Raw genomic sequence first — 20299 nt, 5'->3', positions numbered from 1 at the left:
CCAAGTAATTTGCTTTATTTTTCTTTGGATTTTATTGTCATGAAAAAAGTATTATGTTTAAGCGCACTGATGATGCTATTGAATCATTCGAGTTTTGCCTATCCAATGCCAAATTCTTTTCCACCTTTTCAGATTGCCGGAAACTTGTATTATGTGGGGACTGATGATCTTGCAAGTTATCTGATTGTTACGCCTAAAGGAAACATTTTGATTAATAGTGACCTTGAGGCAAATGTTCCTATGATTAAAGCCAGTATAGAGAAACTAGGTTTTAAATTTAGCGATACAAAAATTTTGCTAATCAGCCATGCTCATTTTGATCATGCCGCAGGTAGTGAATTGATTAAGCAGCAAACCAATGCAAAATATATGGTTATGGATGAAGATGTGCCTTTGGTTCTATCTGGCGGTAAATCTGATTTTCATTATGCAAATGACCCCAGTACTTATTTTACTCAAAGCACGGTGGATAAGGTGCTTCACGACGGGGATAAGGTGGAATTAGGAGGAACTGTATTAGCTGCTCATGTGACTCCCGGACATACTAAAGGTTGTACTACTTGGACAATACAACTAAAAGATCACGGTAAGCACTATCAGGCCGTAATTGTAGGAAGCCTTGGCGTAAATCCTGGCTATAAATTGGTTGATAATATGACTTACCCTAATATTGCCCAGGATTATAAGCATTCCATAAAGGTACTCGAATCGTTGCGCTGTGATATTTTTCTGGGAGCTCATGCTGGAATGTTTGATCTCAAAAACAAATATTTATCATTGCAGAAGGGTAGGAAGAATCCCTTTATTGATCCGGAAGGTTGCAAAAAATATATTGAACAAAAAGCACAGGATTTTTACACGGAGCTTAAAAAGCAGGAAAATGTTAACCAATCTGTATAACAGCTGAGTTCGCAAAAAAACGGGATTCGCTTCACTGCCCCAGGCTACAATCTCAGAACATTAGAACTAATAGTTTTATTGTAGTCTGGGTGAAGGCGTAACCCGGAACCCGGGTTAGGGCTTCAACTTCAAAATATTCATTCTATGAATTAAGTTCTCGATTCTTACAAAAGCAATCAACTAAATGATCATCGACCATTCCAACTGCTTGCATGTAAGCATACATGATCGTTGACCCGACAAAACTCATTCCTCTTTTTTTTAAATCTTTCGACAAAGCATCTGATTCGGGGGTGGTGGCTGGTACTTCTTGAAGATTTTTAGGATAATTTATTTTAGGATTTCCATTTACAAATCGCCAAACATAGTTGTCGAAGGAGCCGAATTCCTCAACAATTTTCAAGAACACAAGTGCATTCTTGCGTGCTGAAAAAATTTTAAGGCGATTACGAATAATGCTCGGATCCGTGAGTAAGGCCTGTAATTCTTCATCCGTCATTTTTGCTACAGCGTTGGGATCGAATTGTTTGAATGCTTTACGGTATGCTTCGCGGCGTTTAAGTATTGTTTCCCAGCTCAATCCTGCTTGTGCTCCTTCAAGTAAAAGCATTTCAAAGTGTCTCTGATCATTATGTACAGGAATACCCCATTCCATGTCATGGTATTGTTCATAATAAGGCTTGCCGCTTCCAACCCAAGTGCAACGTTTCATGATGGACTCATTATCTCCTATATGTATTACATTTAGCGTGAATTTTATTAAGATGAATTGAAAATTTATCTTATTGTCCTACGTTCTGCGACTTGTTCGCGGAATCCATGCAGGATCTGATTCATACCAAACTTAATCTTATTCTCCAGGTTCTGGATCCCGCGAACAAGTCGCGGAACGTAGGCTAGGCGTCAACCCGCCTTAATGTATGAATTGAGTTTTGATCATAGCGTCTTTAAGGTGAAAAGACTATTTTAATAAGTCTTTTCACTCTACTGTTTTTCCTGAGAAATATCGCTTCGTCTTGTATTTGTTCAGGAATCGCTTAAAATTCACTACATACGATAATATTATATTTGTTTAGAGAATTTCATGTCCGATTTTTATCAGGATTTTAATACACGACGAACCTTCGCAATTATTTCTCACCCTGATGCGGGTAAGACCACAGTAACCGAGAAATTACTTTTGTTTGGAGGCGCAATTCAATTAGCTGGAACTGTTAAAGGACGTAAAGCCGATAGGCATGCGACTTCTGACTGGATGGAAATGGAAAAAGAGCGTGGTATTTCTATTACTACTTCTGTTATGCAGTTTGTACATAATCAGCATGTCATGAATTTGCTGGATACTCCAGGGCATGAGGACTTTTCAGAAGATACTTACCGTACGTTGACTGCAGTAGATTCAGCGTTGATGGTAATTGACGTAGCCAAAGGGGTCGAGGAGCGAACGGTTAAATTAATGGAAGTATGTCGTTTGCGTGATACGCCAATTATGACTTTTATTAATAAACTGGATCGTGAAGGTCGCGATCCTATTGATTTACTGGATGAGGTTGAATCAGTTTTAGGTATTCAATGTGCGCCAATTACTTGGCCTGTAGGCATGGGAAAACGTTTTAAAGGCATATACCATCGCTATGAAGATATCGTTTATTTATATCAACCCGGAAAAAATGCGCAAAAGCAAGATGCGATGCAAATTAAAGGATTAGATAACCCCCAATTGGATGAAATATTGGGCGATGGTGCTCAGGAATTACGTGAAGAAATCGAGCTCGTCAAAGGCGCTTCCCATGAATTCAATTTGGAGGACTATTTAGCGGGTAAAATGACCCCAGTTTATTTTGGATCTGCAATTAATAATTTTGGGATCAAAGAGTTACTGGATGATTACGTTCGTTATGCTCCAGGTCCACAACCTCGTGCAACCCAAGAGCGGTCTGTAGTACCTAATGAAGATACTTTTAGCGGATTTGTATTCAAAATCCAGGCTAATATGGATCCGAAACATAGGGACAGAATTGCTTTTTTACGTATTTGTTCTGGAGCATACAGAAAAGGAATGAAAATCAATCACTTACGTATTGGTAAAGAAGTACAAATTTCTAATGCCTTAACCTTTATGGCTGGTGATCGCTCCCATACAGAAGTTGCTTTGCCTGGCGATATTATTGGTTTACATAATCATGGAACAATTCGCATTGGCGATACCTTTACTCAAGGTGAGCAATTAAAATTTACCGGAATTCCCAATTTTGCTCCTGAGCTGTTTCGGTTGGTGCGTTTAAAGGATCCGTTAAAGAGTAAAGCCTTATTAAAGGGTTTAATTGAATTATCTGAAGAAGGCGCAACCCAGGTATTTAGACCATTAAATAGCAATCAATTAATCTTGGGAGCAGTTGGAGTACTGCAGTTTGATGTGGTCGCTCACCGTTTGAAACATGAATATAAGGTAGATTGTATTTATGAAACAGTGAATATAGCATGTGCTCGTTGGGTTTATTCTGACGATGATAAAGCAATGAGTGAATTTAGAACAAAAGCGCATGATTATCTGGCACTGGATGGGAGCGATGCTTTAATGTATCTTGCTCCAACTCGTGTTAATTTAACAATGGCTGAAGAACGTTATCCCAAAATTCAATTCCATGCGACGCGGGAACACTAGGACGTTTCGCTTCAAGATCCGATGTCCGAAAAGCTATGGCTCATCTTGAACGAAAAAATACGCTGATCAATGCTTAGATATGCTGCGCTTTCTCATCGTATTTTTCGTTCAACCTGAGTTCTAGGTTCAAACATACCCTCTGAACGGTGACTCTGTTGAGCCCAGGATATAATTAGAGTGTTCTTTATAAATGAATTTCTGTGTATATTAAGCAGCAGTGCACATAGCTTTTACTGTATGCGGCCCTAAGTTAGTGATTTCAACTTTTGCGCCCGAATCTGCATTAATCTTTAAATTCTCACCTGGATGGACGGTGATTCGTATCGATTCTCCCGTAGACAAACCGATATCATTAACTTTTCCTTTTTTAGCTAATGCTACAACCAAAAACTCATCCCCTTCATCTTCTGAAGCAATTTTACAGTTTGCTTCTACAGGCCAAAACAGATAATTAAGAAATATTTGAGGATCATTACTAGGTAATTCATATTCAATCGTAACCCCTCGTTGGAGCAAATGACTTTCCATAGAATATGCGTTTGTACTTAAAGATGCGGCAAAATACAACAAGCAAAGTCCGAATTTTCGTAACATTAAATAACTCCATAATGATAATAACTGAACTAAGATACATTTATTTTGTACGTATGGCAAATTAATATTCATGCCTTGAATGGTAGTGCTGTAACCTAAGTGGGATATAGAAAAACCCGGGGAAAAACCCAGGTTTTTTGTGCTGTTTATCCGGATTTATAATGCTTCCAAAGCCTTGGCAATGGATTCAGTCATTACTTTTGCATCACCAAACAGCATGTAAGTATTGTCATGGTAAAACAGATCGTTTTCTACACCTGCATAGCCAGGTGCCATGCTTCGTTTAACAAACAATACATTTTTTGCTTTTTCTACTTCCAAAACGGGCATACCATAAATTGGTGAGCCAGGATCGGTTTTTGCTGCAGGATTGGTTATATCGTTTGCCCCAATTACATAAGCCACATCGCAGCTTGTAAAATCACGGTTAATTTCACTTTGTTCAAAAACTCTATCATAGGGAATATTAGCTTCTGCAAGCAACACATTCATATGGCCAGGCATCCGACCGGCAACAGGATGAATTGCAAAGCGAACTTTGATGTTGCGATGTTCTAAGGCATCAACTAATTCTTTGACTGCATGTTGTGCATGCGCTACCGCCATACCATATCCAGGAACAATGATTACATCTTTAGCATTATTTAAGAGGAATGCTGCATCCTCACCATTACCTTGTCGTACTGCCCGTGATTCATCCGCTGTATTAGCGTGTAAATTAGCTGCTGATGACTGAATGCCCCCAAAAATTACATTAAAAATGGAACGATTCATCCCCACACACATGATGTAACTAAGAATGGCTCCGCTAGCGCCTACTAAAGCTCCGGTAATAACAAGTAAATGGTTGCTGAGTGTGAATCCAATACCTGCTGCTGCCCACCCTGAGTAGGAGTTAAGCATTGAGATAACCACTGGCATGTCCGCACCGCCAATAGGGATAATGAGCAATATGCCAATTAAAAAAGATAAGCCAGCCATGACACTAAAAAGTGTCAGTGTTTGGTTAATAAAAAACAAGGCCAATACAGCGAGTATGGCTAGCGCAGTAATCAGATTAATTAGGTTATGACCTATAAGCTTAATCGGTTTACCCGACATAATTCCTTGCAATTTGAGAAAGGCAATGACTGAGCCAGAAAAAGTGATGGCACCTATAATTAAACCGAGACTCATTTCGATAAGGCTTGCTTTAGCAATTGCCCCTGGGACACCAATATGAAACGAAGCGGGGGCCAAGAAAGCACAGAAAGCAACTAAGACTGCCGCCATCCCCACTAATGAGTGGAATGCTGCGACGAGTTGTGGAATAGCAGTCATATTAATTTTGAATGCAATATAAGTCCCAATTATCCCTCCTGCAATCATTAAGCTGATGAGTAAAGGTTGATGATATGTTGTTGGCATCATCAAGGTTGAGCCTACGGCAAGAATCATACCGGCAATACCCAAAAGATTTCCTCTCCTTGCAGATGCAGGGCTGGCTAAACCTTTGAGTGCCAATATAAAACACACAGCAGATAATAAATAAAATAAAGGAACTAGGGCTGTCATAAGAAATTATCCTTAATTTTTGTAACTATTTTTTATACATACGCAACATGCGTTGAGTTACAACAAATCCACCAAAAATATTAATCGACGTAATAAATATTGCTAAACCGCCGATCCAGGTGATTTTTCCTGTTAACTGGCTTCCTGCAGCAATGAGTGCCCCTAAAACAATAATACTGGATATTGCGTTGGTGACTGACATTAATGGAGTATGCAAAGCTGGAGTGACCTTCCATACGACATAATATCCTACAAAGCAGGCCAAAACGAAAATAGTGAGTATGGTAATGTAGGGATTACCTAGAGTGTTAATCTCATGCACTTTGTGTCTCCTTTATTGCCTGAAATGGTAGATATTGATTTTGATGACAAAGCACTGCTTGCTGAATGATTTCATCACTGGGGTTTAATGTGATTTCTGGAGGTTGGGGTGCGAGCAAATTAATAAGATGCACTAAATTATTGGCATACAGTTCACTTGCAGTAGCCGGAACTAGTCCCGCCATATTACTTAAACCGATGACAGTCACTTCTCCATGTTTTATGGTTTTATTAAGAATGCTGACTTCGCAGTTCCCCCCTCGGGAAGTTGCAAGATCAACGACAACTGATCCAGGCTTCATTTGGTCTACAGTTTTTTTATACACTAAAACAGGTGCTTTTCTCCCTGGAATTAAGGCTGTGGAAATGACAATGTCTGCTAATTTAGCGTATTGATCAATAAGTTCTGCTTGAAGTTTTTTATATTCTTCACTCATTTCCGAAGCGTAGCCACCTTTAGTTTCACTGTCTTGATCCTGACTCACTTCAATAAATTCTGCGCCTAAACTTTCAACTTGTTCTTTCGCTGCCCGCCGTACGTCAAACGCGTAAACTACAGCCCCTAAACGTTTGGCTGTTGCTATGGCCTGCAAACCCGCGACTCCTGCACCCAGAACAAGCACCTTAGCTGGCTGAATCATTCCTGCTGCTGTCATCATCATCGGAATGGCGCGATGGAATTGAGAACATGCTTCTAGAACAGCTCTATACCCTGCCAAGTTTGCTTGTGAGGATAGGCTATCCATGCTTTGAGCACGGCTGATGCGGGGTATAAGGTTCATTGAGAGCAGTGTAATTTGTTTTTCTTTGCACCAGGTGATGAGTTTACTTTCTGGATCATTATCTATATGGCCTATGACCAAGGCACCCTGGGACAGGCCTTCCAGAGTTTTGGGATCAGGCTCATCAATACAAAAAAGAAGATTCGCTTTTCCGAGGATACTTTTTTTATCCTGAATAGAGGCACCGACTTCTTCGTAATTTTGATCTTTGAAACCGGCAGCAAGGCCTGCATTTTTTTCGATGGCGACTTCAAACCCTGATTTTATAAAGTGCTTTGCTGAGTTAGGAGTAATGGCTACTCGGGTTTCATTGTCTGGTGCCAGTAACGTTGCAATCATCATGGTAAATCCTTTTCACCTAAATATTCATTATCCTATTGTAATTTAGATTGATTTTCCAGACTAAGAATGATTTTAAATAAGATGATCAAAGATATTGAAGCTGAGTGCGACGAAGAAATCCCCGGAACTATCCCAAAAATTTTTTTCGCCAACATATCCGAATAAACCTTCCTACGTACTGTAAATAATAATCCCTAAGTAGCGTACTTTATCCGCTGTATCCATAGCAAGTAACGAGTAGGTTTGGTCATTTTGACCTGCGGATCGTCAGTTTTTTATTTAAAATTTCTCTACGTACCGCTTTATGCGCGGTACGTAGGCGAAAAAATTATTGGAGGCTCTTATAAAAAAGTGACAATACCTCAGGTCATTTTGACCCAACTACTCGCTGAGGAATATCTGAATTCAGGTTTTTTCATTTTTTATTTGTTTTCCCGCGTACATTGTAAGCAGAAGTGTGGGAAAATTTTATGATGCTCCTCAGGGGGATTAAAGCGCAGTACACCGTGTGAAAAGTTGTGATGTTACCCTGTTTATGAATGAGAATGATTTAACTTATTAGATTCTTCCTGCAGGCTATCTACCTCTAAAGCCAATGCAATTTGATTGGCACACGATTCCAACAACTGTATTTTTTCAGGAGCTGTGAAATCATTATTTTTAGAGGAATGTACTCTTAAAACACCCACGGTTCCGCGCGCGCCCAGTAATGGAATAAACAGCGCATTAGAAAACGAGAGCGTGTCAGTTCCCAATCCTGCTTTTTGTCCTAATTCAAATACCCATTGAGCGATACTGTATTCCTTTTCATCCAATTGCTCATGTGATTTAGCTCGCGCGCGAACAACAAGACGTCCGTTTTTTGGTAATAAGGCGATAATTTCGCAATGAAAAATTTCTGAAATAAAATTGATCCCTGCCCGCAATAATCTGACTATTCCACGTGTTCTGGATAATCGTCGACTTAATGTATACAAAGCTGATGTTTGATATTCTGCAAGACGCGCAATCTCTGACTGGCGGCGAGTCACTAAGGTTAATTGGCAAATAACGAGTGCTAAAATGAACATTAAAACTAATGTGAAGAAATAATCTGATGTTTCCATGAGAAAACTGTAGTAGGGGGGGATAAATAAATAATCATACGCCAAAATGCTCAGAATAATTCCCGAAATGGCAGGACCTGCTCGTCCTAAGGTGGCAGTAGAAATTATCCCTATTAAATAAACCAGGATTAAACTACTTTCATTTACTAACGGATAAATTAAATAATTAATAAGCGTTGTGATTGCTACAATACTGGTTGATAAAAAATAATAAAGCCAGGGAGTCATTGGTTTTGCAAGAGATTTTTTTCTAGATCTCTTTGTTACTTCGGTCATGGTATAAACATCAATTTCACCACTATAGCGTAAAACCTCATCTGCCAGACTACGAAATAAAAAATTTCTCCAGCGATGACGAATTCGTTTACAGATCATAATGAGGGTAACATTTTGTTCACGGGAAAAATTGATAATCTCTTTAACAAGGTCATAACCCATCAAAATATGAGTTTCAGCCCCCAATTGTTCTGCAAAAAATAAATTTTTAATGGCTTGATTGCGTTGGGTTGTGGATAAATGGGTTCGCGTAGAATCCACATATACAGCAATCCAATCCACTTGCAAACTGGTAGCCATTCTTTTGGCTGCTCGAATCAATTTATGTGATTCAGGACCTGGACCAACGCAAACCAGTATTTTTTCCATTATGGGCCAGATATGTCTAATACCTTGGCCTTGTCTGTATAAAAGCACTTGTGTATTTACCTGCTTTGCCAGAGTCCGTAACGCCAGTTCGCGTAAGGCCATTAAATTGCCTTTGCGAAAATAAAACTCAGCAGCAAGCCGCGCTTGTTGGGGAACATAGACTTTGCCCTCAGCAAGGCGCTTTAACAAGTCTTCTGGAGCTAAGTCCACTAATTCGATGGTATTAGCCCTCTCTATCATGAAATCGGGAACCGTTTCCTGAACAGGAGCATGAATGATTTGTGAGACATCGTCATTGAGGCTTTCTATATGTTGAACATTGAGTGTCGTATATACATCAATTCCGCGATCGAGTAGTTCTTTAATATCTTGCCAGCGTTTTTTATGCCGTACGCCACTCACATTGGTATGCGCCATTTCATCGATGAGAATTAACCCCGGATTTCTTTTTAAGGAAGAATCAAGATCAAATTCTTTGAGTTTTTTGCCATGATAATCAATCGTTATTTTAGGTAAAACCACGAAATTTTTAAGAATTTCTTCGATTTCGGCGCGCCCATGAGACTCAACAATCCCTACTACTATATCCAGTCCTTTGGCCTGCTCTCCCATTGCTTCATGAAGCATGGAATAAGTTTTTCCTACCCCTGGGGCCGCCCCGAGGTAAATTTTGAGTTTGCCGCGCTGTTTTTGTTGCTCTTCTTCGATTACCTGTTGTAATAATGCATTAGGATCGGGACGTTTGTCAGTCATTGAGGAGTCCTTAGGTGATCCAGAGCCAAGTTAAGTTCCAATACATTAATTCGCGGTTCCCCCAAAAGGTGTAAGGTACGTTTTTTTATTAGCTTGCTCACTAATTCTTGAATTTCTTGTTCCGGGATATTCCGCGCTTTGGCGATACGCGGTATCTGATAATAAGCTGCCAGTGGACTTATCTCAGGATCCAATCCACTTGCAGAGGCAGTAACTAAATCAACTGGAATTAATTGCTTGTTTTTTTGATTAGGATTTTCCAAATTGACTTGATGCAAGCGATTAACGCGTTTTTTTACAATTGCCAAAAATTCTGGATTAGAAGGCCCCATATTTGATCCTGAAGAATTGGCGGGGTTATAAGGGTATGGAGTGGTGGCAGAAGGTCTTCCCCAGAAGTAGTTAGGTGTGTCAAAATATTGTCCAATTAATGCGGAACCAATAGGTTTTCCATCACGTAGCACCAAACTGCCATTTGCTTGATAAGGGAAAAATAATTGGGCTAACGCAGTGACAACAGCAGGATAGATTAAACCCGTTAGCAGGGAAAAAATGAGTAGAAACATTAAAGCAGTTTTTATTTGTTTCAGAGCTTCTATAACCATTTATTTATCCTGTTAAACCCAATGTAGTTAAAAGCATATCAATCATTTTGATGCCAATAAAAGGTACGACTAAACCACCTAACCCATAGATCATCACGTTATTTCGCAGAAGTTGTGCTGCAGGAAGGCGTCGATATTTAACTCCGTGTAACGCTAAAGGAATGAGAAGAACTATAATGATCGCATTAAAAATGACTGTGGAAAGCACCGCAGTTTGTGGTGTTGAAAGGTGCATGATATTGAGTATATTCAGTACGGGATAAGTAGTTCCAAATGCTGCGGGTAAAATGGCAAAATATTTGGCTATATCATTGGCAAGACTAAAAGTCGTCAGGGCTCCACGTGTCATAAGTAACTGCTTACCTATTTCCACGACTTCAATCAATTTAGTTGGATTTGAATCCAGATCTACCAAATTACCGGCTTCTTTTGCTGCTTGTGTGCCTGAATTCATTGCAACAGCGACATCCGCTTGAGCGAGCGCAGGTGCATCGTTGGTTCCGTCACCCGTCATCGCTACTAAATGGCCTTGAGCTTGCAGATTGCGAATTAAATTAAGTTTATCTTCGGGTTTTGCATTGGCTAGAAAATCATCCACTCCTGCTTCACCGGCGATAGAAGCAGCAGTCAGGGGATTATCGCCAGTTACCATGATGGTTTTAATGCCCATTTGTCGTAACTGTGCAAAACGTTCACGAATCCCCCCTTTAATGATGTCTTTAAGTCGAATGATGCCCAATACTTTTGGTCCTTCAGCAACTACCAGGGCTGTTCCTCCTTGACGTGAAATAATCTCAACATTGGTTTTTACATTTTCAGGAATGTTGCCCCCTAATTGATTGATGTATTCTTCGATCGCTTGATCTGAGCCTTTACGGATTTGTCGAGTACCGAGATTAGCACCGCTCATACGTGTTTGGGCGGTAAAAGGAATAAATGTTGCTTTCAATTGAGCTAGAGCTCTGCCACGTAATTTATATTTTCTTTTAGCAAGGATAACAATACTTCGGCCTTCTGGTGTTTCATCAGCTAGGGAAGCTAATTGAGCCGCGTCGGCTAAATCTGTAATATCGACGCCTTCTGCGGGAATAAATTCCGTTGCTTGTCGGTTGCCTAAAGTAATTGTTCCTGTTTTATCAAGCAATAAAATGTCGATATCACCTGCAGCTTCAATCGCACGTCCAGATAAAGCAATGACATTTGCTTGAATCATTCGGTCCATGCCAGAAATACCAATTGCAGAGAGCAATCCAGCAATAGTTGTTGGAGCCAAACAAACAAAAAGGGCCACCAGCACAGTGATTGAAATGACCGAACCTGTTTTAGATACGGATACACTGTACATAGAAAAAGGAAGTAAAGTACTGCAAACCACTAAAAACACGATGGTTAACGCAGCAAGTAAAATGGTTAATGCAAGTTCGTTGGGTGTTTTTTGTCGTTTAGCCCCTTCAACTAAGGCAATCATACGATCCAGAAATGTTTCACCTGGATCGGAGGTGATACGAATGATAAGCCAATCAGAAATCACTTGCGTGCCTCCGGTTACTGCGCTACGGTCTCCACCACTTTCACGAATTACTGGCGCGCTTTCCCCGGTTATAGCACTTTCATTCACCGAAGCAATCCCTTCAATAACTTCACCATCACTGGGAATGAAATCACCGGCTTCAACTAATACCAGATCCCCGGCCCGTAATTGCACTGAGGGAATAATAGTGAATTTTGCACCTTTAGATGCTTTTGCTAATTTTTTAGCCTGAATTTCCTGGCGTGCCCGACGTAACTCTTGAGCCTGGGCTTTGCCGCGCCCTTCCGCCATAGCTTCCGCAAAATTGGCAAATAAGAGTGTAAACCAAAGCCACAAACTAATAGCAAGAATAAAAAATGGTGGCGCTTCACCATCCCCTAAAAGTGCTTTTATAAAGAGAATTGTCGTGATAATTGAGCTTAGATATACGGTAAACATCACGGGGTTTTTTATTTGTACATGAGGTGTCAATTTGAAGAATGCATCGAGTAATGCACTTTTAATAATACTAAAATCCCAAATAGAGCGTGATTTAGTATCCATACTTCCCCCAAAGCATCAAATGCTCCACAATAGGACCAAGAGCAAGAGCAGGTAAAAAGGATAAAGCGCCAAGAACGATGACAATACAGACTAATAAAGTAATAAAAAGAGGTGTATGAGTTGCTAATGTACCTAAACTGTTGGGAATCCTTTTTTTCTTAACGAGTGAGCCAGCAATTGCCAGGGCAGGAATAGCGAGCCAATATCGGCTAATTAAAATCAGCATGCCCCCAGCGATATTATAAAAGGGGGTATTGGCATTTAAACCGGCAAAAGCACTGCCATTATTATTCCCCATGGAAGTAAACGCATAGAGAATTTCTGTAAAGCCATGTGCTCCGGGATTGGCTATGGAGCTTCTGCCCATATCTGTTACTGAAGCATAGGCAGTAGTGATGAGTACAATTAAGGGCATAATTAAAACAGAAATGGATGCCATTTTCATTTCATAAGGCTCGATTTTTTTACCCAGATATTCAGGGGTTCTGCCGACCATAAGTCCTGCAACAAATACAGTAAGAATCACGAACATCAACATGCCGTATAATCCGGAACCAACGCCACCAAAACTCACTTCATTTAAATGCATCATCCATAAAGGCACTAAACCACCAAAAGGAGTAAATGAATCAAGCATGGAGTTGACTGAACCATTAGAGGACGCGGTTGTAGCTGTTGCCCAAATTGCGGAATTAATAACGCCAAAACGAGTCTCTTTGCCTTCCATATTTCCTGCAGGATAAAATTCAGATCGAGCTGTAGTATCAATCCCCATTTGTTGAAATGCAGGATTTCCTCTTTGTTCGACTAGTGTGTTAAGTAGTAAACATGGAACAAACAGAATGGACATGGCGATTAATAGTGCCCATCCTTGTCTTTTATCACGAGCCATGGTGCCAAACGTAAAACAAAAAGCTGCCGGAATGAGTAAGATCGCTACCATTTCCAGAAAATTGGTGAGTGGCGTAGGATTTTCAAATGGATGGGCAGAATTGACATTAAAAAAACCACCCCCATTAGTCCCTAGTTGTTTAATGGCAACTTGTGATGCTGCAGGCCCCATAGGGATAATTTGTTCTGATACGCTTGTCGAAGTTGTATTAGAATTGCCTTGGTTATCGAATACCGTTTGACCTGTTCCATCGGTAACAGGTTTTTGGTAGGTAAATGGGTGAGTCAAATTAATTTTTTGATAGGGCTTAAAATTCTGAATGACGCCTTGGGAGCACAAAATGAGTGCAAAAATCAATGACATAGGCAATAGAATATAGAGTATACCGCGAACCGTATCGACCCAGAAATTCCCCAGACTGTTACTTTCATGTTTTACGAGGCCTCGTATGATTGCAATTAATAAAGACATACCCGTCGCTGCTGAAATAAAGTTTTGTACTGTCAGGGCAAACATTTGTGTGAAATAACTCATTGTTGCTTCGCCGCTATAAGCTTGCCAATTGGTATTGGTGGCAAAGCTTGCAGCGGTATTAAATGCAAGTTCAGGAGAAGGAGATACAAATTGTTGGGGATTTAGTGGCAGATAGAATTGGATGCGTTGCACGAGGTAAACGACCAATAACCCTGCTAAATTAATGAAGAGCATGCTCGATAAATAGGTTTTCCATCCCATTTCCTCTTGAGTACGAATACCGCAAAGCCTATAGATTAGATGCTCAAAAGGTTTTAATAAAGTGTTTAAAAAGCAGGGGCGGTCTTGATATACTCGTGCCATGTACCAACCCAACGGTTTGACAAGGAGCAATAAAAAGAATAGATAAAACGCAATTTGTAGGAAACCAGGTTTTGTCATAGGGGTCCATTCCCATATTTAAATTAAAATCCACTGCTTAGAACAATTCAGGTTTGAATAATACAACTAACAAAAAAATTAATAAGCCGAAAGCAATTATTCCACAGATTAAATACATGCTCATGATTCACTCCTTGATAAATAATCATAGAACGCGATTAGCCCCAAAGATAAGCTAAAAAAGAACAGGACAAGGAAAATTAATAAAATATCCATTTGATTGAATGTCCGTTTTGTAAGCATATATTTAATTATAATACTAACTTGGATTTAACCATTTGATTATAGTGGTTATATATAAAAAAAACAGCCGGATAAGTAAGGAATGTTTATATAACTCTTGAGGAGGCATTCAGGCTATGTATGAGCATCATTACTTTCTTAATGATAAAGAAGTAAATAAAAAAGAGCGTATTATTTTAATACGCTCTTTTAGGGAATCCGGATAGACAGTAAGATTGAGTACAGTCCTTTTTACCAAAGTGGACTCCTCCGGAGTGTTTTAGGCTTCTTAGTCATGCTAAGCTTGCTCACGGCACTCTCAATCTGGCTCCTACAGTAGTGATGTTGGCTGAACAATGTGTACTGTCTATGATTCTATGATAGGCCAGTCTTGGGGTTTATGCCACATAATTTCCGTGGTTTTTTGCAAAGATTTCGTTAAAGTTGAAAAAAGAATATCCAGGCCATTGAATTAATAGAATTTTAAAAGGTTGGAGGAAAACAAACTCTGGAGATTACTCTATCTTGAGTAAATGAATGCATTTTTTGCGATTTTCCCATAATGTATTCTTAAGGTCTATGGATCATAATAATGCAAAAAGTTTTAAGAAATAGGAAAGTGATGTTTGATTATTTGAGTGGTTTGGTAAAAGCTGGGTATTACACATTAAAATCAGTGAATCAGGGACAAACGAGCAGCTATGCAGAAATGCAAGAGGCTCAGCGCGATCGTATGAACGCATTTACGGCTTTAATGACTCATATGAGCTATACACCCGCGCAGATTAAAGCCCGAAAGCAGTATTGGTACACGCAAATTCTTTTTTTAATTAATCTTCTTGAGATCCAGCCTGAATTTTTGAAAAGTAGCGAGTTGAAAGAGAAAATAGGCACATTAATCCAACAATTGGATAAGGATGAGGTGCTCAAAGGGTTTCTTCACAATTTGGAACAGCATGCAACGTCCAAACAAAAAACAATTATAGCCCCGGCTAACCAACAGAATAAAGACGATGTTGTGATACAAGGCGATGTCATTCAGCAAGTACGATCTAAGTCAGATGGGGGTTATTATGTGATTGTCAATGATGCAGCCAACTCCCACCGTGATGGTGCTGCGAAATACTCTCAGGGTTCTTTGGAGGAATTATTTAGCCGTTTTACCGATCAAGCGCTCAAATTAGCCCTTCATTTTGATGATGTGCACAAGCTTAATCAAGAGAATGGGTTTTGCAGTTTTCAGGATGACAGGCCCACGATAAATGTTCTTGATTATCAAAAACGTTATCTTAAAATGGTTTTGACCATCATGAGCAAGCTCGTTCAAAACGAAGCGTACCTCGAATCGCCCGAATTTTTTAATGATCTTTTTAATTCATTTCCCGGTCCTAATGGTCTGCCTATTTATTTTGATATGCAGGATAATGCGTATCAAGTACCTGTTGATGATGTTTCTTTTTCTACTCGCCTATTTCAGGACACGAGCAAGTTGGCATCAATTAGCGAGGTTATTGTTCAGGCGCAAACCTCTTCTCCTAACCCTATAGGAGTCACAAGCTACGCAGCGCCTGATTTACGCATTATAGAAACATCGCCACTTGATACTCGATGTACTTCTAACAGTATCTTGGCAAATCCAACTAGAGAAGGTACGTTGGGGTACATGATTCATCATGGGGTCTCTAATCAGTGCGAACAAGCAATCAAAATTGCCAAGGAAAATGCAGAAAAATCAAAACAACCTGTTCATGTTCTTTTTGTATTACCTGGTTGTGGTGCTTTTAAAAACCCTGAAACAATTGCGGCAGCTTATTTTGTCAGTACCATTAAGTTTTACGAAAAACAATTTGCAGAGCATGGCATCTCTTTTAATATTGTTGAATATAATCCTGCGCTCGCAAAGTTATTAATAAAAACGCATGAATCCGTTGGGGATGAGCTATGTGCGCTTAACCAGGAAATTTATAAAATAAAAGACCCATCTCTTAGAGACCGTGCGATTGCTGTAAGAGAACGAATACTCGATCTTTATAATAATGGAAGGGATTATAAGGATTTAAAAGAAATAATCGAGGCGACTACCAATTTATTGAAATGCGATGATGAGAAAAAAATAGATGCTACGGTAGATGATTTTCAGAATAAAGCAAATAAATTTCATCAAGAGAATGAGTTGTTTAGGGCATTGATAAATTTTATTTCACAATTTATCGACATCAAATATCTCAATAAGGATTTAGCTTTAAACAAATCAGCATCGGAACTGCTGGCTTGCTCCACTCAAAAAATGTTCAAAGCCGGGTTACATACAACGCAGGCGGCAAGCGAGAAAGAATCTTTACCTGATAAGAAATTAACTGAGAAGAGCGACAGCCGCGAGAAACTCATTATTAAGCTATCAGAGGATTTTTTAAAAAATTGGGAAAGCCTAAATAAGGCTATAGTGCGATTGGATGAGCATACCTTCGCAACCATTGATGCAATAGTTAATGGGATTAAGTTTCAAGTGGAGCGCGAAGCACCTTTATCTTCAGAGACAGCTAAAGCAATAGGCCACAGCCTTTTTAATATGCTGGAATATCTTCGGGTTGATATTAATAAACCAGAAGGGATACGAGGACAGGAGTCAGAACTAGCGGATTGTGTGGAAACATTGATTCTGGATTATGTTACAAAAGTCTCTGCAGAAGGGGATATCAAAATTCTAAATCGGATGGGTGAGGTACAAAAAATACCAGAGCCGATTTTGTCAGAACAACTACCAACAGACCAATTAAAATTTCAATACACATCTATAGGAATTTATCCAACCTGAGGTATATCTTCACCTGTTCATTTAAACTTCTCTACGTACCGCGCTTTATGTGCGGTATCCAGAACGACATTTCAAGATGCCGCGGAGCATTTCTAAAGCAAGATCCCCTGGATACCGCGCATAAAGCGCGGTATGTAGGCGAAGAAATTTAAGCGCGGTATGTAGGCGAAGAAATTTAAGTGCAGTGCGTAGGCAAAAAAATTAGTGTAGGTTTCTTATCAAAAAACTGTCGATCCATCAGGCTTGCAGCAAGAAGGGACGTTAATTATCTATTCATTCGATAATGTTCACCTAAAATATATAATACACAGTTATGAGTCGCTTTGTTCACAAGCTTCTGATCTTTAATTATATTTTTTAACCATGTCTTTTAATACCGAAGAAGGGAACACCGATGTAAGGTCTTCTCACAGTATAACTTCGGGGACTCTTGCTAGTTTGCAGGAAAATTTGGGTATAATAGAGCTTACCTTGTTTATCGCGAGCAATACCTATCCCTGTCAGATTATAATTTCCTACAATGTTTCTTCTATGTCCCGGACTTTTAACCCATTGACTGACTACAATTTGAGCTGTTTTGTAATTGTATGCAACGTTCTCGGCCGCACCTCCAGTATTTTTAATTTGTGAGCGCAGTTTAGCAATACGCTTTCCAAAGTCTTGATGACCAAAAGGCATGCGATGATTGGCCATGTCCTGAGAATGTTGCCTGGCTTGAATTACCATATGCTTATCCATTGTAAGCTTGGATAAGCCATGTTTCTGCCTGTATTCGTTTATATAGAATAAAACAGTACTTTGCATGGCAGTATCACTATCAATGTGCTTTGCTGGTGCGGCTGCATAAGCACAGGGTAACAGGGCAAAAACGATGGAAGTTATACTCATTATTTTCGTTTTTAAAGACATAAATATTCTCTTTGTTTGGAAATAAAAATTGATGAAATGGTGACTAAAAAAAAACCATTTGTCCAGAGCTTTTATGTGCTAAATGATTGCAAAATAAACCAATAATAACCATTTTGATTTAAAAGTGTTATATGGCTCATTTCGAGAGGCAGGTTAATGGCTTAGATTGGCTATAGCATTCTTTAAGTCTTCAACTTCGCCGGAATAATGAAAGTAAATTCGTTTTTTTGAACAGTCGATAATCCCCAGCGGTTCTTGAGGTTGATCGCCAAATTGTTTAAATATCCAAAATATTCCTTCATGATGCTGGCTGTCTATTTCTTTTAATAAATCCACCATTCTATCTTTTTCCAATGCGGAATGAGGGCAATTCAAGCCTGATGTGCTATGAGTGATTTTATAGGCATAATGTTGTTCTTTCATGATAATACTCCATGCAACTCAATAGAGAAGTAGATCCATTTTGATTACATTATAGCCTAATCTACCTTGAATGAAGCGATAGAGTAATTCGATTTTCTCAAGAAATTTTTTGCCGAAATTATGACAATTTATTTATTAGCAGCGATAAATTATAAGTTAACCGACAATCCCAAGAGTACGGCATGTAATGTAGGGATGCTAGATAATTGCTCTCTTTTAGAATAGGTATCCAAATGCAGATTTGGTCCATTGCCGCTGAATATTCCTTGATATAGTAGGCTAAGATTGGCTAATGCGGTGATTGGATAACCAAATCCTGCCTGTACTTCACCTGCTAATTGAGAAATATCGTTCAAAGGAACACGGTTATCCCGCCAATGCCTGTAGGCAAGCCCACCTTTTAATTGGGCAAAAAAGGAACTACTGCCCAGAGGATCGCTTTTGCTGGTTATCAATAAATCCAAGGTAGGAGCAAGGGTAGTTTGCATGGGAATCCATTTTTTAAGCGCCTCAAGAGTTTCCCGGGGTATATTCAGTTTTATGTGAGTACCCGTTTGCAGTCCTAATTCCAAGCCCAAGGCGATATTTCCTGCAAGCATCATTTCATTGGCTAGTGCTAATCGTCCTATTGGAACACTTTTGTCTCTGGGGGTTATCTGATAATTACCTGCACCAGCGCTTGCAGTAACAGACCATGGCTGATCTTGTGATGTCAGTTTAGGGAAATAATCACCAGCGATTGCATTAAATGATAATAAAATTCCTATTATAATTAATTTCATATGCCATATCCCTAAATGAATTGTTCATAATCTTTTGCATGCCCACAAATAAGGATTTTCAGTTCCATCATTGCAAAAGCACCTATGGGAATATAAAACATAAAAAACGGCAGGTGCTTAGCCGTATGTGCTCAAATCCAACCGTTCGAGTAAACATTCACATGGGAGCCTGATTTATTACCTTCAGTCATGATTTAACTGCCATTTATCAAACTTGGCGGAGAGAGAGGGATTCGAACCCTCGATACGTTGCCGTATACACACTTTCCAGGCGTGCGCCTTCGACCGCTCGGCCATCTCTCCATTTTGGGCAAGCTTATACAGGTCGGATAATAAAATCAACCTCTGGGCTTAAATTTATAACTTATGATTGATATTGTATATACTATGAATAATAGACTCTAAAGACTGTTCAGATACATTTTTATAATGTCTGTGTTACGCTCTATTAATAAAAGGATTGAATCATGTTAGCAAGAACTTTTATTTTCATTCTCAGCCTGATTTTATCAAATTCTCTTTGGGCTGCTATTACCTGTTATTACACTTTAGTTAAAGATAATTGTTGGACTGAGTATGATGTATCTGTAAAGGTAATGGATGCTCTAACTGCCAAGGTGTTAACAACAGTTACTGTGCCTGCTAAAAAATCCTGGACACGTCAGACTTTCTCTTGCGAACCTGGCCAGAAATTAATGTATCGAGCCCAGTTTTCCCCAATTTTTTGGCAAAGTGACGAAGGGAAAAGTTATATTGCTAAAAATTATTGGTCTTTACCTAATACAATAAATCCTGGTGATTCAGCTTGGAACGTGACTGTTTGTTTTGCGAGTGATTTCTCACTCGTTCCTCTTCCACCTAAGGCGTCAGGTAATTGCAGTTGTGATTTTAATGATATTCCAGCAATACCTCCAAAAAAGATATAATGGCATTAATTTTTATCTTTGTGTATGATTCTCGTTACAACATCAACTACTATTTAGGGAAGATTTTTCCTTGT

General features: G+C 39.3%; 17 protein-coding genes and 1 tRNA gene. 4 read left to right on the top strand and 14 right to left on the bottom strand.

Annotated elements, in window-relative coordinates:
• Nucleotides 1-39: 39 nt before the first annotated feature.
• Nucleotides 40-900, top strand: coding sequence for an FEZ family subclass B3 metallo-beta-lactamase (blaFEZ, locus tag FOLKNPGA_RS13000; RefSeq protein WP_182350302.1), 861 nt, complete (start codon nt 40-42; stop codon nt 898-900).
• A gap of 142 nt (nt 901-1042) precedes the next feature.
• Here the strand turns inward: blaFEZ and FOLKNPGA_RS12995 are convergent, their stop codons facing one another.
• Nucleotides 1043-1612 (bottom strand): DNA-3-methyladenine glycosylase I, encoded by a 570-nt coding sequence (locus FOLKNPGA_RS12995; RefSeq protein WP_182350301.1) that lies wholly within the window; start codon nt 1610-1612, stop codon nt 1043-1045.
• Nucleotides 1613-1984: 372 nt separating this feature from the next.
• On the opposite strand from FOLKNPGA_RS12995, the gene FOLKNPGA_RS12990 reads away from it, so the two are divergent.
• Nucleotides 1985-3565 carry a peptide chain release factor 3 gene (locus FOLKNPGA_RS12990; RefSeq protein ID WP_182350300.1) on the top strand — a complete coding sequence of 527 codons (1581 nt, stop codon included), beginning with the start codon at nt 1985-1987 and terminating at the stop codon, nt 3563-3565.
• Between the two features lie 207 nt (nt 3566-3772).
• On the opposite strand, the gene FOLKNPGA_RS12985 is transcribed toward FOLKNPGA_RS12990, so the two are convergent.
• The 9 genes from FOLKNPGA_RS12985 to FOLKNPGA_RS19225 all read right to left on the bottom strand — a co-directional run bounded on the left by FOLKNPGA_RS12985 (nt 3773) and on the right by FOLKNPGA_RS19225 (nt 14266).
• A complete protein-coding gene (locus tag FOLKNPGA_RS12985) occupies nt 3773-4159 on the bottom strand; it encodes a hypothetical protein (RefSeq protein ID WP_182350299.1) in 387 nt (128 codons plus the stop codon).
• A gap of 156 nt (nt 4160-4315) precedes the next feature.
• A complete protein-coding gene (locus FOLKNPGA_RS12980) occupies nt 4316-5713 on the bottom strand; it encodes an NAD(P)(+) transhydrogenase (Re/Si-specific) subunit beta (protein ID WP_182350298.1) in 1398 nt (465 codons plus the stop codon).
• Nucleotides 5714-5738: 25 nt separating this feature from the next.
• Nucleotides 5739-6035, bottom strand: a complete 297-nt coding sequence (locus tag FOLKNPGA_RS12975) for a proton-translocating transhydrogenase family protein (RefSeq protein ID WP_131779146.1) — start codon at nt 6033-6035, stop codon at nt 5739-5741.
• Nucleotides 6028-7158, bottom strand: coding sequence for a Re/Si-specific NAD(P)(+) transhydrogenase subunit alpha (locus tag FOLKNPGA_RS12970; RefSeq protein WP_182350297.1), 1131 nt, complete (start codon nt 7156-7158; stop codon nt 6028-6030). The genes FOLKNPGA_RS12975 and FOLKNPGA_RS12970 overlap by 8 nt, the downstream gene beginning before the upstream one ends.
• Before the next feature lie 533 nt (nt 7159-7691).
• A complete protein-coding gene (locus FOLKNPGA_RS12965; RefSeq protein ID WP_182350296.1) occupies nt 7692-9662 on the bottom strand; it encodes a DUF4118 domain-containing protein in 1971 nt (656 codons plus the stop codon).
• The gene (gene kdpC, locus FOLKNPGA_RS12960; protein WP_182350295.1) at nt 9659-10267 is read right to left on the bottom strand and encodes a potassium-transporting ATPase subunit KdpC; all 609 of its coding nucleotides are present in this window, start codon (nt 10265-10267) and stop codon (nt 9659-9661) included. Before kdpC ends, FOLKNPGA_RS12965 begins: the two co-directional genes overlap by 4 nt.
• Before the next feature lie 4 nt (nt 10268-10271).
• Nucleotides 10272-12341, bottom strand: a complete 2070-nt coding sequence (gene kdpB, locus FOLKNPGA_RS12955; protein WP_182350294.1) for a potassium-transporting ATPase subunit KdpB — start codon at nt 12339-12341, stop codon at nt 10272-10274.
• Complete coding sequence (kdpA, locus tag FOLKNPGA_RS12950) at nt 12331-14148, bottom strand: potassium-transporting ATPase subunit KdpA (RefSeq protein ID WP_182350293.1); 1818 nt, start codon at nt 14146-14148, stop codon at nt 12331-12333. Before kdpA ends, kdpB begins: the two co-directional genes overlap by 11 nt.
• A 37-nt stretch (nt 14149-14185) precedes the next feature.
• Nucleotides 14186-14266, bottom strand: coding sequence for a potassium-transporting ATPase subunit F (locus tag FOLKNPGA_RS19225; protein ID WP_370529205.1), 81 nt, complete (start codon nt 14264-14266; stop codon nt 14186-14188).
• 696 nt (nt 14267-14962) lie between these two features.
• Here FOLKNPGA_RS19225 and FOLKNPGA_RS12940 point away from each other — a divergent pair.
• A complete protein-coding gene (locus tag FOLKNPGA_RS12940; RefSeq protein ID WP_182350292.1) occupies nt 14963-17185 on the top strand; it encodes a hypothetical protein in 2223 nt (740 codons plus the stop codon).
• A gap of 357 nt (nt 17186-17542) precedes the next feature.
• On the opposite strand, the gene FOLKNPGA_RS12935 is transcribed toward FOLKNPGA_RS12940, so the two are convergent.
• From FOLKNPGA_RS12935 to FOLKNPGA_RS12920, 4 genes are all read right to left on the bottom strand, one after another.
• Nucleotides 17543-18094: a CAP domain-containing protein gene (locus FOLKNPGA_RS12935; RefSeq protein WP_182350291.1), complete on the bottom strand. Its 552-nt coding sequence runs from the start codon at nt 18092-18094 to the stop codon at nt 17543-17545.
• Nucleotides 18095-18247: 153 nt separating this feature from the next.
• A complete protein-coding gene (locus FOLKNPGA_RS12930) occupies nt 18248-18517 on the bottom strand; it encodes a hypothetical protein (protein ID WP_182350290.1) in 270 nt (89 codons plus the stop codon).
• A gap of 149 nt (nt 18518-18666) precedes the next feature.
• The gene (locus FOLKNPGA_RS12925; RefSeq protein ID WP_182350289.1) at nt 18667-19299 is read right to left on the bottom strand and encodes a hypothetical protein; all 633 of its coding nucleotides are present in this window, start codon (nt 19297-19299) and stop codon (nt 18667-18669) included.
• Nucleotides 19300-19514: 215 nt separating this feature from the next.
• Nucleotides 19515-19602, bottom strand: a tRNA-Ser gene (locus FOLKNPGA_RS12920).
• Nucleotides 19603-19766: 164 nt separating this feature from the next.
• Between FOLKNPGA_RS12920 and FOLKNPGA_RS12915 the strand changes: the two genes are divergently transcribed.
• Nucleotides 19767-20225 carry a hypothetical protein gene (locus tag FOLKNPGA_RS12915; RefSeq protein WP_182350288.1) on the top strand — a complete coding sequence of 153 codons (459 nt, stop codon included), beginning with the start codon at nt 19767-19769 and terminating at the stop codon, nt 20223-20225.
• The last annotated feature ends 74 nt before the right edge of the window (nt 20226-20299 follow it).

The organism is Legionella sp. PC1000 (assembly GCF_014109805.1).
GTDB classification, from domain to species: domain Bacteria; phylum Pseudomonadota; class Gammaproteobacteria; order Legionellales; family Legionellaceae; genus Legionella; species Legionella resiliens.
This window is presented reverse-complemented; position numbering and strand designations above follow the sequence as displayed.